The organism is Mesorhizobium sp. M0077 (genome assembly GCF_040322955.1).
Taxonomy (GTDB): Bacteria; Pseudomonadota; Alphaproteobacteria; order Rhizobiales; family Rhizobiaceae; genus Mesorhizobium.
Genome location: NZ_JAMYUL010000005.1, coordinates 277,761 through 291,700 on the forward strand (window position 1 = coordinate 277,761; position 13,940 = coordinate 291,700).

The window sequence follows — 13,940 nt, forward strand, 5'->3', positions numbered from 1 at the left end:
TCATGTACTCGCCCTCCTTACCTCCCCGCGCCGACGGCAAACTGCGCCGCCACCCTTTTGAGCCGGACGGCGATCGGCATCGACATGTGCCTGACAGCCGCCGGATCACTTAGCGCGGTGCGTATCGCTTTCAACGGCGAACGCGCCTTGATGTGCTGGACCAGCGACAGGAACGATGCCGCCTTGCGCAGGCTGCGGGCGCGTTTGGCGAAGGCGGCCGCAGCAGCAGCGTCCATGGAATTGGTCTCGGCGAAGACCGCGTCGGCCTTGCGCATCGCCTCGATATGGTGAAGCTCGAGCACGCGCGAGATCGAGCCCGTGCGGATGTGGTAGATATAGCCGGTCGTCGGCTCGACCACGCAATTTCCGCCCTTGGCCAGCGCGTTGGCGAGCAGGATGTAATCCTCGCCGATGCTCAGACTTTCATCATAGCGAAGCCCGTTTTCGATCAGGAAACGGCGCTGGAAGATCGGCTTGAGATAGCCAAAGTTGAACGTGGACTCGAAAACGATGTTGCCAGCGATGTAGTCGGCGAGCGTGATTTCACGCAGGCCCTCCAGATATTCGGCGGGAAACATCGTCGCTTCGGCAATGCCGTCCTCGCGCACCACCTGGAGGTTGTCGACGGCGATCACAGCGCCCGCGCTTTCGGCCCGCGCGATCATGGCGGAAAGCCGCCCGGGCAGGACGGCATCGTCGGAATCGAGCACCGCAACCCAGCGGCCGGAAGCCAGTTCGAGCCCGGCATTCCTGGCGCCGCCAGGGCCACGATTTGCCGGCAGCGCAACCACTTTGACGACATCTTCGGGATAGGCTCTTGCAACGTCGAGCGTGTTGTCGCGCGACTGGTCGTCGGCGACGATGATTTCGACGCTGACATCGCGCTGGGCCATGGCGCTTGCGATCGCCCGGTCGAGCGTGGCCGCGGCATTGTGGGCTGCGATGACAAAGGAGACGTCAGGCTGCACGCTTGCCTCCTTGCTGCGGGGAAGACAGTCCGTATTGGCGAATTTCGCTGATACCGACCAGGCCGCTGACGACGCCGACATGCATGATGCCGCGCAGCACGCTGCGGTTGCGGCGGACCGGGCTAATCGCAGTCAACGCCGCCATGCCGAAGCAATAGGCGGCCTTGGCCGAGGCGAGGCCGACCTCCTTCGCCCGACGGACTGCGCCCGCATTGTGGCCAACAAGGTGGCCATGCGTCTGACCGAAGCGGAAGCGGCGGCGGCGCAGCCAGTCGAAAGCGGCTCGCGAACGCGGCACGACTTCCTCGACCCACGCCTCCGGCGCAAAGGCGATGCGACCGCCTGCCTTGACCATGCGGTCGAAGAATTCGGTGTCCTCGCCGCCGCTCTGGCCGCGCGCCAGGCTGAAACGCCGGTCGCGCAAGCTGTCGGCGCTCATCCTCAAAAGGACGTTGCAGGTGTAGCCGGTGCGGATTTCGCCCTGCACCCAGACCGGCAAGGTCGAATGAAAATCGCCCTTGCGCATCCAGTCCGGCGCATCCGGGCGGTAGAGCGCCCGCACCGGACCGAGCACGGCCTCGGCGCCGCTTGTCTCCGCGATAGCAATCAGTTCGGCCAGCCATTGCCGGGAAGCGGTTTCATCGTCGTCGATGAAGGCGACAAAATCGGCCGTGCTGGCATCAAGACAGGCGTTGCGGGCAACCGAGATGTTGCGCGCCGGGGCGTGCCGGTAGCGGACCACGAGCTTCAATTCGCTCGCCAGCGCGGTCACCAGCGGCTCGGCGGTCGGCTCGTCGTCATTGTCGGCGACGATGACGCCGATGCCGAAACCGGCAGGCATATCCATGGCAGCGAGCGACCGCAGCGTGTCGGCCAGTTCCGGCCGCCGGAACGTGCAGACGCAGATGTCGATTCGGCGGCTGTCGGCGACCATCATGCCGCCCCGCGCTGCGATCGCGAGCCGAGCAGTTGCAGCCAAAACCCGAGCGACCAGCCGAAATGCATGACCATCGCCGAAATGCCCGCCAGCACATTGTTGGGATTGCGCTGGCTGATGGCGGTCACAGCGCCGTAGCCGAGACAGACCGAAGCCCAGACCAGCAGCGGCACCGCCGCCAGCCAGTGGATAAAGGAAAATGCGGCGAGAAGGACGACCGGCGCCACCAGCAGCGGGATCATCTGCCGAACTTTCGGGATCATGCGGTGCTTGAGCACATTCTTGGCGCGGCCGCGGCCATAGCCGATATATTGGAAATACAGGCCTTTCAGCGAAGAGCGCGGATAGTAGACCATCTGGGTCTTGCCGCTCATCCAGATGCGGTAGCCAGCCTGGCGCAGCCGGTAGTCGAGTTCGGCATCCTCATTGTGGCTGAAGGTCTCGTCATAGCCGCCCACCGCGGTGAAGGCCGAAATCCGGATCAGCGCGTGATGGCCGTGGTCGACCCATTCGCCGGCCGAGAGGTGCCGGTGCTTGGAGCCGCCGGTGCCGAGCTTGGAATTCTGCGCCGCCGCGACCGCTTTCTGCACCGCGCCGCTGCCGCTGGTCAGCATCGAGACGACGACCGAATCGGCTGAAGTGGCGAGCGCCTCCTCGACCAGCCGGTCGCAATAATCGGCGGGATAGCCGCCATGGGCATCGATGCGGATCAGGTATTCGGCGCCGTCACCGAGGCTGGCGACGGCGAGATTGATCGCCGCGCTCTGGATACGTTTTGGGTTGTGCAGGAGGACGACCTGAGGGTCCTTGGCCGCAACCGCTTCGACAATGGCCAAAGTGCCGTCGGTGCTGCCGCCATCGGCAACGACGATGCGGGCGCCGAGCCTTAGCGCTGCCGGCCTGAGCTGCTCGAGCAGCGCGCCGATATGGGCTGCCTCATTCAGGCACGGAATGACGATCAGGCTCGACGGAAGCGCTTCGGTTTGCGTCATCGGCGCCTTTCCATGAACTGCACTTTTGTCATTGGTCATCCTTCAGGCCAGTGCCTCGGTGGCGAACGAACCAGGGGCAACCGCAAGGCCGCGCAGCCTGTCGACAAAGGCGCGGCAGTCGCTGCGGTCGTAACTCCAGGTTCGTGGGTTGCGGGCCAGCACACGCGCCTTGGCCTTGCCGAAGTGCTCCTGGTCCATGCGGCCGAGCGCGGTTTCCAGGATTTCGGGCGTGGCAGCAGAAAGCAGGATGCCAATGTCCTGCTGGTCGAGAAAGCGCCCGGTCTCGGTAGTGCCCATCGAGATCGGTACGGCGCCGAAGCGGCAGCCCTCATAGAGGCGGTTGGGCAGCAACCATTCCGAATTCTGCCCTTCCTCGAAGAAATCGATCGCCCAGGAAAAATGCACTTCGCCGTAGATCGCCGCCATGTCTTCCGGGTTGCGGTAGGGGCCACGAAAGGAGAGATAGGGTTCGGCCTCGACAAAAGCATGGAAATCCGGGAATTCCGAGAGTGCCGGACGGCCCCGGAGGACGACCTCGAAGCGCCCGCCCTGACGGCGCGTGAAGTCGGCCAGCAGCTCCAGCGAGCGGCGGCAGCGCAGCGCGCCGAACCAGCCGATGCGCCACGGGGGTGCTGCAGGGTTTTCGGCCTTTGACCTGTCATCCAAGGCGATCGGCGCGGTTTCGAAGTATTTGTTTTCGACCAGTTCCACCGGTGCGGCGACCTGCCCGAACGGCTTGAAATAATTGGCGATGAAGGCCGGTGAGCTCGTCACCAGAAGCTTCACATCGCGGGCGAGATAACGCTCCGCTGTGCGCAGTGCTTTGCCCAGCATGTCATTGCGCAGCACCAGGCGATGGATGTCGAGGCATTCGTAGACGATCGGCACGCCGCCGCGAAAGGCGGCCTTGGCGCGCCTGGCCAGCGCCAGCATTTCCAGATTGCGCGCGATGATGAGGTCGGGCTTCGGCATCGCCGCAAGCTTCGAGCCTATCGACAGCGCCGCCTTGGCGACCGCCGCCAGACGCTGGCCGAATCGGCCGTCACGCGTCGCGCCGAGGTCGACCGGCTGCAGCCCCTCGACGTCGGGAACAGCATTTGTGGTCCGACGGAAGCCGGCCAACGTGACCCGCGCGCCGCCTGCCTTGAGCATTATGATCCGCCGGCGCACCGCCGGGTCGGAAACATCGTGCACAAGGTACAAGACATGCAGCATGAAAACTCGACCGCTGTTGGCCCACCCACGGGAATGCTAACCCAGCTTTTGCTGCATCGCAACATTTTTGGTGCGCCGTAGCATAAGTGCACGTTTTTTGTTGCACTGCAAAATTGATGCGTTACCCTCCGTCGGGCTTGAGCGCCGCTCCGGCTGGTCACCCAGCCCGATGCAGCGATGAATTGTGACGCGAGCCGCATCGGGATCGTCCTGGCGTTGGTGTTTTCGGTCACCATGCCCGTCCTAGGCACCGCAGGCCCCGCCGCGGAATCTGCTGACGAAATGAGGTATCCCATGAAGATCGTCGTTGAAAACACAGTCTGCCTGAATACCGGGGATGCGGCGATTCTGCTGGCGATCCGCCACATTCTCAAGACGATCGTGCAAGGCGACGTGCGGTTTGCCGTCTTCGACAGCCAGCCCGAGGTTGCGGAACGACTCTATCCGAAGACGGATTATCCCGACCTCGAATTTCATAAGCTGCTGTCGGAATCCCTGTTCCGATACAAGAATGGCAGCGGGCTGAGGGACCGGTTCAAGCCGATCTACAATCGGCTCGTTCTCCAGGCCCTGCGCTGGTTTGGCAGCAGCGCGCTAGGCAATTTTTTCAGCCATCGCGACCGGCGCGGTCTCGATATCTACGCCGACGCGGACATGGTGGTCACCACAGGGGGAACCTATCTCGTCGAGAACTACAATCTCGAACGACGCCTCAATCAGTTCAGGCTCGATGCCGTATTTGGCAAAGATCCGGTCTTCTTCACGCAATCCCTCGGTCCGTTCGACAAAAGTTACAACCGCCAGGAGCTCGGCCCGATCTTTGACCGCAGTCCGCTCATCCTGTTGCGCGACGAACGGTCGCGGACCCATATCCGGGACTTGGTGAAGGATCTCGGCAAGTGCCACGTGGTGGCCGATGCCGTATTCGCCTTGGCCGATACCGACAGGATCGGCAAGCGTCTCGCTTCCAGCCAGCCGCCGGCGTCGACGGGCCGCGTCGCTATTTCGGTCCGCCACTGGAACTACGTCAGCGACGGTGAGGGCGGCATGCGCCGCTATCTGGATTCGATCCGCGAGATCGCCACAATTCTTGTCAGGGACCTTGGCAAGGAGGTGACCTTCGTCTCCACGTGTCAGGGCGTGCCGGAATATGCCCATGACGATTCCAAGACCGCACAGGCCATCGTTGCCGAGCTCGATCCTGAGATCGCCAGCCACGTGACGGTGGACGCTTCGTTCCACACGCCGGACCAGTTGATGGGGCAGGTGAAGGGCTTCGACTTCGTCGTCGCGACGCGCATGCATATGATGATCATGTCGCTTTGCGTCGGCACGCCGGTGCTGCCGATCGCCTACGAGTTCAAAACCAAGGAAGTGGCCAAGCGAATCGGTGTCGACGATGTGCTGCTCGACATCGACACCGTGACGCCCGAAGAGGCGCGCGAAAAGCTCGGCCGGTTTGCGGGAAATCTCGACCGCTATCGCAAGACAAGCCTTCAGGCCGTGCTCGAAGAACATGCTTCGGCAATGTCGGCCACAAACCTGCTGGCGCCGCTGATCGCCGGCCGCTCAGCGGATATTGCGCGCGGCGTTGGACAGGGTGGTGAACAAGGCGCGTCGCGACTGCGGGACGGCAAGCATGAAAACGAGACCGATGCCGTAGTTGAGGGCAAGCGCCAAAAAGACCGCGAGCAGGTCTGACTGGCCCGTTAGAGACGCCGGCAACCACAGGTACAGGAACCAGGCAAGCAGGGACGAGGCGATGAAAAGCCCCTGCATGAGCAGGAAGTCGGCGGCGGTCACCGGACCGACGCGATGGACCAGTAGCGCCAGCACGGGAACGCGCAGCACGTAACCGCTGATGGCATAGGCCGCGGCAACGCCGACGGCGCCCCAGTGCAGGCCGACGACGAACGCAGCGACGGTCGTCAGCGACGAATAGATGCCCCAATGGAACATGGTCTTCGTTTTGCCCTGACAGATGAATATCCATCCCGTCGTGCTTGAAACGGACTGGACCAGGCTGGCGATGCCCAGCCAGGCAAAGATCGGTGCGACCGGTGCCCAGCCCGCGCCGAAGAGAAGTCCGACGATCTGATTGGAGGTCAGCGTCAGCGCCGCGATGCCCGGCATGGTAACGGCCGCCAGCATCCAGTTGGTGCGCACATAGATATCGCGAAAGCGGGCCTTGTCATCGTGGATGCGGCTGAGCAGCGGCACCATGACCCGTGTCAGCGGCTGGTTGATGTTCTGCAGCGGGAACAACAGGAGCTTGTAGGCGCGGTCGTAATAGCCGAGTTCGATCGCCCCGGAATATTTTCCGATGAGAATGTTGTCGAGATTGCGCGAGAAGAAGTTGGCGAGGTTGAAGCCGGTCAGGTTGGCGCCGAACGACAATATGTCGGCATCGACCTTCAGGTCCGGCCGCAAAGGCGTCCAACGCGCCACCAGCCAGGCGGCAGCCAGGGCGATAGCTGCCGAAACCGCCGGGCCGATGACCAGCGACCAGTAGCCCAACCCCGCATAGGCCGCGATCGCGGCGGCCAGAAGTCCGGCGGCGGCGCTTATCACGTCGTTCAGTGCGAGCTGGCCGAACTGCAGGTGCCGGTTCATCAACGCCAGCGGCACTGCGGCCAGACTGCCGAGAAGCAGCGGCAGGGCGGAGCCAAGGGTGATGCCGGACATACGTTGATCGCCATAGAACGCGGCGATGGCAGGCGCCAGGCCGGCCACTACCACGGCACTGCCCAGCCCGACGAGCGCGCTGATCCAGAACACCTGGTTGAGCTGCTGGTTGCTGATGTCCTTGCGCTGAACCACAGCCTGCTGCAGGCCCAGATTCTGAAGCAGCCCGACGAAGGCCACGATCGGCCCGACGGAAGCCACCAGACCGAAATCCTCGGGGACGAGCAGACGGGCCAGCACGATGACGGAGAGAAACTGGATCGCCATCTTGAAGCCCTGGGCGCCGATGGTTACCAGCCCGCCGCGCAGGGCGACACGACCGAACTGGGGGGGCGGATTGGCGTTCATGCAAGCGACCTCGTTTCGCCAAGCCGCATGGCGATTTCCACGAAATGTTGGTTCAGCAGATCGGAGTTGAACTCGGCCTCGATCTTCTTGCGCGCTGCGAGAGCGATCTCTTCACACGGCTTCGGATTCTCGGCGATCCAGGCAAGCTTTCCGGTCAGCGCCGCAACGTCCCGCTCAGCCACGAGAAAACCCGTCTTGTGATCATCGATCAGTTCAGGGATCCCGGAATGATACGTGCTGACCACCGTCAGGCCGGCGGCCATCGCTTCCATCAGGGAAACCGGAATGCCTTCCAGATCGCCATCGCGGGCGCCGACGCTGGGCAGCAGGAACACATGCGCATCGCGCAGACGCTGTTTGACTTCGCTGTGCGGCCGGGGCCCAAGAAAATTCACCCTGTCGGCAATGCCAAGCTCTGCGGCGATCCCCTTCAGCTGCTCGAGAAGTTCTCCGCCGCCGATCACCGAGTAGATCCAGTCTCGCCGCGGCAGGCCAGCAAGCGCGCGAAGCGCATATTCGATGCCCTTCTTTTCAGTCAGGCGGCAGACCGAGATGAAGGAGAGCGTAGCCTGCTCCCATGAACGCCACCGATAGTCGATGTCACTCGGCCGCACCCCCATATGGTGAACCACAACCTGCTCCGGCGATGCACCGACCTCAATCAAGGCATCGCGGAAAAACGCATTCACCGGCAGTTGAAGAACGCCCTTTTCGAACACAATCTTGTAGCGCGCGAGCGTATTGTCATGCAGCGGTTCGCCGACATCACGGCCGTGAAATATCGTCACCAGGGGAGCGGAAATCCTCCCGCGCTTGATCGCGCGGGCCACGCGCATGCCGTTGTTGCCGAAATGGGCAACGATGACGTCGGCGCCCTGCAGTTTTCGCGCATGAGCAATGTCGATGGCGGTCGAGAGCTTGTCCCAGAACCTGCCGGACCACTTCCTGAGCAGCGGGCGATAGCGACCCAGGCCACCCCACCAGCATACGACCTTTCCTGGCAACGCCTGCCAGCGCGGATCATCGATGTTGCTGTCCCTGCCGAAGGACGTCTCGTTGCAGACGACGCCGACTTCCATGCCGCGCTCAAGGCATCCGGCTATCTGGTCGAGAACAAAGGTTTCGGACAATGAGGGAAACTTGTCGACTACAAAGCAGATCTTCATCGGCAGGATGCGCTCGTCCGGGGAGCCGGTGTCCCTTTGACAAAAGCCGGGCCGAAGACAGGGTGGCGGAAGCACAAGACATGCAGCATGGAACTCTACCGCTGTTGGCCCACCCGCAGGAACGTTAGTACAGGTCTTGCTGCACTGCAACATTTTTGGTGCAGTGTAGCAAGATTTCCCTCAGCTTGGCGTGCCTGCCGATCAAACGCAGAGGAGCAGTGTCAGCCGGCAGATGAAGGATCCGCCAAGCCCTCGGAAACGCCGACATGACCGGTGGGTGCATGCGCAGGGCTCGATGTGGCCAGTTGGGTAACGATCTGCGCAAAACGTTCATTCAGAACATCTGCGTTGAAGTCCTCCTCGACTTTGCGGCGTGCGGCAAGCGCGATACGCTCGCATTCGGTCGGGTGCTCCGCGGCCCAGGTAAGCTTGCCGGCAAGCGCCGAAATATCTCGCTCGGGCGCAAGCAACCCCGTCTCCCCATCCTTGATGAGCTCCGGGATTCCCGAATGATACGTGCTGACCGCAATCAATCCGGCGGCCATGGCCTCCATGAGCGCGACCGGAATGCCTTCCATATCCCCGTCGCTGGCAGTGATACTTGGCAGCAAAAAGAGATGCGCCATGCGAAGCCGTCTTTTCACCTCTGCGTGAGGGAGGCTGCCGAGGAATGTTACGCGACCAGCCAAGCCCAGCTCTACGGCCAGCTTCTCCAGATTCATCCGCAGAGGACCGTCGCCAACAATGTCGTAACGCCAGTCTAGCTGCGGCTGGGAGGCCTTGAGGGAGGCCAGGGCTCGCAAGGCGAACTCGACGCCTTTCTTTTCGACCAGGCGGCAAACCGTCGTCACGACCAGTTGGGTGCCTTCCCACGATTCCCAGCGATAGCCGATTTCGCGGGTGTCAATTCCCATATGGTGGACCGTCGTGCTCGCCTGGGACAGGCCGGCTTCCAGCAGCATCGTGCGGAAGTAATCGTTGACGGGCAGGTTCAGGGTCCCATGCTTGGTCAGCCCGGCATATTGTGTCGCGAGCACTGCCTGCCGCGCCGGGATCGCCACGTCCGCGCCGTGAAAGATGGTTATGATCGGTGGTTTGAGCACCTTCCATTTCTTCAGTGCGGCTGCTCTCTCGCCGTTCTGTCCGAAGTGGGCGACAATCACGTCGCAGCGGTTCAGGCGGCGTGCAAAGGCGATGTCGAGAACGGTCGAGGCCTTGTATCGCAGACGCGGCGGCAGACGCTGTACAAATTTGCTGATTACAGCGGCCCATCGCCACCAATGTCGGGTTCTGGCGAGCAGCGTCGCCATCGGCTCGCTTTGCCGGTCAATTCGGTGGTCACCTTGCATCTTTTCGCAGACCACTTCGACCTGAAAGCCCCGCGCCAGCAGCCCAGCCATCTGGTCCACGACGAAGGTTTCCGAAAGCAGAGGGAATTCGCCGACGACAAAGCCCACGCGCATGACCCGCCCATAAGGTTGGGGCTTGCTCGGACCAAGCGGTCCATATCGCACAAGCCCTAATGTAGACAGGCAGAATACACGTTGATTGCTGCAGTGCCACAAAATATTGCACTGCAGCAATTAAAAGTGATCCGGACGGGCGCACGACGCCTGGACCTGGCTAACGGGAACTTTGCGCGACCACGGTCGTGCAGCGTCTCAGCTGAAATGCAACACGACGCGTTTAGGCTGCGCGCTCCAAACCGACACGTCTTGCGCGGTCGAGAACGCCCATGAACGTTGCGAACTGGCTGTCGGGGTTCATCTGCCGCCGCTCCGAAAACTGACGTGCTGTCGCTGACAGCCGCTTGTACTCGGCCTCATCGCTCCACAGCCGCCTGATCGTTGCGACCCAGTCGGCGAGCGGGGCGTCGTAGTCCAGTACCACGCCGCCGGCGCCGATCGCTTCCGGCAGACCGCCGCGCCGCGAGCCGACCACGGGAATGCCACTACAATGCGCTTCCGAGGCCACCCGGCCCCAGGCTTCTTCCCATTTGCTGGGCGCAAGCAGGATTTTCGTGCGGCCGTAGACCGTCTTCATGTCGCTGGTGCGGCTTTCCAGCTTGACGTTCTGGAGGGGAGAGATTGTTGCTTCGATCCGGGCTCGATGATCGTCGTCGAGCTTCCAGCTTTCGACGAACAGGAACGGGATCTCGGGACAGGCGGCGGCAATGCGCACCGCAAGATCGAAGCCTTTTTCCTCATATGGATTGATGAGCGTGACAAATTCACCGGTCGTCGGTGTGCTGTAGAACGCGGGATTGATGGTCGGCGGAATAACCGTCGAATCGATATCGAATTTTGCCTTATAGGCGCGCGCGGTGAACTCGGAGTTGGCGATATAGACCGCCGAATGGAGCTCACGCAGATCGCCGGCCAATTCGTCGAATTCAACATTCCTCAGATAGACGGTCAGCGGCACGCCAAGCCTCTGCAGCTCTCTGCCGATCGGCACCGAATTGTGGCACTGCACGACCGCGACATCCGGCCTCAACTTTTTGACGGCGAAGTCGGCCGCTTCCCAGGGGAACCACGCCCGTACAACCGGATAGCCCGGGAAATTGTCGATGACCGCGCGCTGACGAAGGAGCTTCATCTTGGCGCGCGCCCTGAAGCCGAACATGCCGTCGCCGAACAGCGCTGCCAGAACGGATGCCTCGTGACCGTTTTCGCGCAATTGCTCGACCAGGTGGTGGGTGCTCGACTGGACGCCCCCGCTGAATTGCGGCGTGTAGCCGGTGCCGCCTGCAAACAGAACTTTCATGAACCTGGCTCCGCGTTGTGCCGCCCTGCCTTCACGCCGCCATCCTGCCGATCGAGAAATACTCGATGCCGTGACGGGCGATGACCTTGGGATCATAGAGGTTACGGCCATCGAAGATGACCGGCGTGGTCAGGGCATCCTTCACCGCGTCGAAGGACGGGGCGCGGAAACTCTTCCATTCGGTGGCGATCAGCAACGCGTCGGCGCCGCGCAGTGCCGCCTCCTTGGTGCCGCACAACAAAAGGTCGTCGCGCAGGCCGTAGATGGCCTGGCATTCCTGCATCGCCTCGGGGTCGTAGGCCTGCACATTGGCGCCGGCCTGCCACAGCGCCTCCATCAGGACGCGCGCCGGCGCCTCGCGCATGTCGTCGGTGTTGGGCTTGAAGGCGAGGCCCCAGAGCGCGAAGGTCTTGCCCTTGAGACTGCCCTTGAAATAACGGTGCACCTTGTCGAACAGCACCGACTTCTGGGCATTGTTGCGCTCCTCCACGGCGCGCAGCAGCTTGGCGTCGAACTTGACACCTTCGGCGGTCTTGATCAGCGCGCGGACATCCTTGGGAAAGCACGAACCGCCATAGCCGAGGCCGGGATAGATGAAGTGGTAGCCGATGCGCGGATCCGAGCCGATGCCCTTGCGTACCTCCTCGATGTCGGCGCCGAGCTGCTCGGCCAAATTGGCCATTTCGTTCATGAAGGAGATCTTGGTCGCCAGCATGCAGTTGGCGGCGTACTTCGTGAATTCGGCGCTGCGCACGTCCATCACGATCATCTTCTCGTGGTTGCGGTTGAACGGCGCGTAGAGCTCCCGCATCACCGCCTCGGTGCCCTCGCTGTTGGTGCCGACAATGATGCGGTCAGGCTTCATGCAGTCGGCGACGGCGGAACCCTCCTTGAGGAACTCAGGATTGGAAGCGACGTCGAAAGCCAGGTCCTGGCGCCCGCGCGCCTTCAGCGTCGCGGCGATTTTGGCCTTCACCTTTTCGCAGGTGCCGACCGGCACGGTCGACTTGCCGACGACGATCTTGGGACCGTCCATTTCGCGGCCGATGGTCTCGGCCACCGCCAGCACATATTTGAGGTCGGCCGAACCATCTTCGCCGGGTGGCGTGCCGACCGCAATCATCTGGATCTCGCCATGCTTGACGCCGGCGGCGGCATCGGTGGTGAACTTGATGCGGCCGGCGGCGTGGTTCTCCTTGACCAGGGCCTCCAGTCCCGGTTCGAAAATCGGCACCAGGCCCTGGTTGAGCCGCTCGACCTTCTTTTCATCGACATCGACGCACACCACCTGGTGCCCGACCTCCGCCAGCACCGCGGCCTGCACGAGACCGACATAGCCAATTCCAAAGACCGTCAAATTCATTCGGGTTAATTCCTGTTCACGCCCTTTGGCCTTATATAGCCGGGCCGGTTCAGATCTACTTTATGCTGCTTACACTGCATGCCAGCGATTCAGGAAACTGGCACGGCTGGCCGAGCGCGGTGAAGGCGACGCGCTGCACCTGCATCGTCACCTGGCGGCCGGGGTCCGAAAAGGCGCCCATCCAGTTTTTCAGCGTGTCGCTGCCCCAGAGGCTGAAGAATATCTTCTGCGAGTGGGTCGGCAATTGCTCGGGATTGGTCACTTCCTGGACCAGCTTGCCGTTGACGTACCAGCGCAGCCGGTCCTTTTCCCAGATAAAGGCATAGTCGTTGAAGCCCTTGTCGGCGCCGCCTTCGACCTCGGCCAGCTTCTCGTTCTTGGGCTTGCCGGCGATGTAGCTGTTGACCTGCACCTTGGATGTATCCTTGGTCAGCACCTCGAAGTCGATCTCATACCAGGGCTGTTTGTCGGCAGGGCCGATATAGGTGAAGAAAGCGGCGTTGAGACCGGATCCGGTGTCGGTCTTCATCCGTGCTTCATAGGTCCCATAGCCGAAGCGCTGCTTGGTCTGGATCTCGGCGCAGGCGAACTCGCGGTCCTTCAGTTTGCGCTTTTCGAAGCCGAGCGTCAGCATGTTGTCGGAAAATTTTACCAGGCTTTTCGACCAGGTGCAGTTCTGGTGATTGCCGTTCGACCAACCGTCGGAGACATACCAGCGCGAACGATCGAAACTCTTGAAATCGTCGACGAAGGACGGTGCGCTTTGCATCTCCGGGGAGGCGTCCTGGGCGCGGGAGGGGTGGGCGGCGCCGAGCAGAGCTGCGGCTGCCGCCAACAGAAGCGCACCAACGGATAGAAGACGCGTTGGGTTTACAAGACGCATTGGCCGATTTGGCCGCGTCGAAATCATGGCATCGATTGCCGCCATGGGCGTCGTCTTCGGATCTGCGTTCATATCAATTCACCTTTGTGCTGTTCCGCCCCAACCCAAAGTCACCGATTGGCCCACATTGCTAACGGGCCGATCCCGATCCTCCGTCCCCGAACTTTCTCTTCTGTGTCTCGTGTGACCGTGTTCAGCCGAAGCGACCTGCGGGTTTGACATATTCCCCGTGCGAATCAGAACTCTGGCCATCCTCGCCGACGATCGCGTCGAGTGAATGACGCAGTTCCTTCATCCGGCTCGTCTGGCGCACCAGCTCGGCGATGCGCTGTTCGCAGTTCAGGATGGACTTCGTCAGCTCGCCGACTTCCGACAGCTTGCGTGCCGACGCCGAGCCGTTCTCCATCGACTCGACCAGGAAGGCCGCGTTGGTGGACTTCGACCGGTAGCGGGCCTCCAACCCGGTCTTCTCGGCCGCAATCTCGGCCGTGATCTGATCCAACAGCTTTGCCAGACGGTCGAAACGCGCCAGATCGGTCTGCTTGTCGCGCGCTGGGTCCCTGGACCTGAAGCCGAAAATTGAAGCCATCCGGTTGGCCTTCCAAAATTGCTGCACC

The 13,940-nt window shown here is 62.1% G+C and carries 11 protein-coding genes and 1 pseudogene; 1 reads left to right on the forward strand and 11 read right to left on the reverse strand.

What is annotated here, in order from left to right; all coding sequences use genetic code 11:
* Nucleotides 1–17: 17 nt before the first annotated feature.
* Genes NKJ57_RS13440 through NKJ57_RS13455 form a run of 4 tightly spaced genes read right to left on the reverse strand, consistent with a single transcriptional unit; the run spans nt 18 to nt 4,112 of the window.
* Nucleotides 18–968 carry a glycosyltransferase family 2 protein gene (locus NKJ57_RS13440; protein ID WP_352511064.1) on the reverse strand — a complete coding sequence of 317 codons (951 nt, stop codon included), beginning with the start codon at nt 966–968 and terminating at the stop codon, nt 18–20.
* The gene (locus NKJ57_RS13445) at nt 958–1,902 is read right to left on the reverse strand and encodes a glycosyltransferase family 2 protein (RefSeq protein WP_502904795.1); all 945 of its coding nucleotides are present in this window, start codon (nt 1,900–1,902) and stop codon (nt 958–960) included. The genes NKJ57_RS13440 and NKJ57_RS13445 overlap by 11 nt, the downstream gene beginning before the upstream one ends.
* Nucleotides 1,902–2,897, reverse strand: a complete 996-nt coding sequence (locus NKJ57_RS13450) for a glycosyltransferase family 2 protein (protein ID WP_352511066.1) — start codon at nt 2,895–2,897, stop codon at nt 1,902–1,904. The genes NKJ57_RS13445 and NKJ57_RS13450 overlap by 1 nt, the downstream gene beginning before the upstream one ends.
* Nucleotides 2,898–2,939: 42 nt before the next feature.
* Complete coding sequence (locus NKJ57_RS13455; RefSeq protein ID WP_352511067.1) at nt 2,940–4,112, reverse strand: glycosyltransferase; 1,173 nt, start codon at nt 4,110–4,112, stop codon at nt 2,940–2,942.
* A 294-nt stretch (nt 4,113–4,406) separates the two neighbouring features.
* Between NKJ57_RS13455 and NKJ57_RS13460 the strand changes: the two are divergent.
* Nucleotides 4,407–5,456, forward strand: a pseudogene (locus NKJ57_RS13460) (polysaccharide pyruvyl transferase family protein); the annotation flags it as partial.
* Nucleotides 5,457–5,681: 225 nt separating this feature from the next.
* On the opposite strand, the gene NKJ57_RS13465 reads toward NKJ57_RS13460, so the two are convergent.
* The 7 genes from NKJ57_RS13465 to NKJ57_RS13495 form a co-directional block, all read right to left on the reverse strand.
* Complete coding sequence (locus tag NKJ57_RS13465; protein WP_023684224.1) at nt 5,682–7,145, reverse strand: lipopolysaccharide biosynthesis protein; 1,464 nt, start codon at nt 7,143–7,145, stop codon at nt 5,682–5,684.
* Complete coding sequence (locus NKJ57_RS13470; RefSeq protein WP_023736209.1) at nt 7,142–8,311, reverse strand: glycosyltransferase; 1,170 nt, start codon at nt 8,309–8,311, stop codon at nt 7,142–7,144. The genes NKJ57_RS13465 and NKJ57_RS13470 overlap by 4 nt, the downstream gene beginning before the upstream one ends.
* A 221-nt stretch (nt 8,312–8,532) precedes the next feature.
* Nucleotides 8,533–9,774 carry a glycosyltransferase gene (locus NKJ57_RS13475; protein WP_023736210.1) on the reverse strand — a complete coding sequence of 414 codons (1,242 nt, stop codon included), beginning with the start codon at nt 9,772–9,774 and terminating at the stop codon, nt 8,533–8,535.
* A 223-nt stretch (nt 9,775–9,997) separates the two neighbouring features.
* Nucleotides 9,998–11,077: a glycosyltransferase gene (locus NKJ57_RS13480; protein ID WP_023668804.1), complete on the reverse strand. Its 1,080-nt coding sequence runs from the start codon at nt 11,075–11,077 to the stop codon at nt 9,998–10,000.
* 31 nt (nt 11,078–11,108) lie between these two features.
* Complete coding sequence (locus NKJ57_RS13485; protein ID WP_023668805.1) at nt 11,109–12,440, reverse strand: UDP-glucose dehydrogenase family protein; 1,332 nt, start codon at nt 12,438–12,440, stop codon at nt 11,109–11,111.
* 55 nt (nt 12,441–12,495) lie between these two features.
* Entirely contained in the window at nt 12,496–13,395 is a 900-nt protein-coding gene (gene exoK / locus NKJ57_RS13490) for an endo-1,3-1,4-beta-glycanase ExoK (protein WP_023668806.1), read from the reverse strand.
* A 121-nt stretch (nt 13,396–13,516) separates the two neighbouring features.
* Nucleotides 13,517–13,912 (reverse strand): cytochrome P450 family protein, encoded by a 396-nt coding sequence (locus NKJ57_RS13495; RefSeq protein WP_023668807.1) that lies wholly within the window; start codon nt 13,910–13,912, stop codon nt 13,517–13,519.
* Nucleotides 13,913–13,940 lie beyond the last annotated feature (28 nt).

Excerpts from the sequence above, each read along its gene's own strand:
- NKJ57_RS13445 (WP_502904795.1), bottom strand. The coding sequence starts at position 1,902 with ATGGTCGCCGACAGCCGCCGAATCGACATCTGCGTCTGCACGTTCCGG.
- NKJ57_RS13450 (WP_352511066.1), bottom strand. The coding sequence starts at position 2,897 with ATGACGCAAACCGAAGCGCTTCCGTCGAGCCTGATCGTCATTCCGTGC.
- NKJ57_RS13455 (WP_352511067.1), bottom strand. The coding sequence starts at position 4,112 with ATGCTGCATGTCTTGTACCTTGTGCACGATGTTTCCGACCCGGCGGTG.
- NKJ57_RS13465 (WP_023684224.1), bottom strand. The coding sequence starts at position 7,145 with ATGAACGCCAATCCGCCCCCCCAGTTCGGTCGTGTCGCCCTGCGCGGC.
- NKJ57_RS13470 (WP_023736209.1), bottom strand. The coding sequence starts at position 8,311 with ATGAAGATCTGCTTTGTAGTCGACAAGTTTCCCTCATTGTCCGAAACC.
- NKJ57_RS13475 (WP_023736210.1), bottom strand. The coding sequence starts at position 9,774 with ATGCGCGTGGGCTTTGTCGTCGGCGAATTCCCTCTGCTTTCGGAAACC.
- NKJ57_RS13480 (WP_023668804.1), bottom strand. The coding sequence starts at position 11,077 with ATGAAAGTTCTGTTTGCAGGCGGCACCGGCTACACGCCGCAATTCAGC.
- NKJ57_RS13485 (WP_023668805.1), bottom strand. The coding sequence starts at position 12,440 with ATGAATTTGACGGTCTTTGGAATTGGCTATGTCGGTCTCGTGCAGGCC.
- exoK (WP_023668806.1), bottom strand. The coding sequence starts at position 13,395 with ATGAACGCAGATCCGAAGACGACGCCCATGGCGGCAATCGATGCCATG.
- NKJ57_RS13495 (WP_023668807.1), bottom strand. The coding sequence starts at position 13,912 with ATGGCTTCAATTTTCGGCTTCAGGTCCAGGGACCCAGCGCGCGACAAG.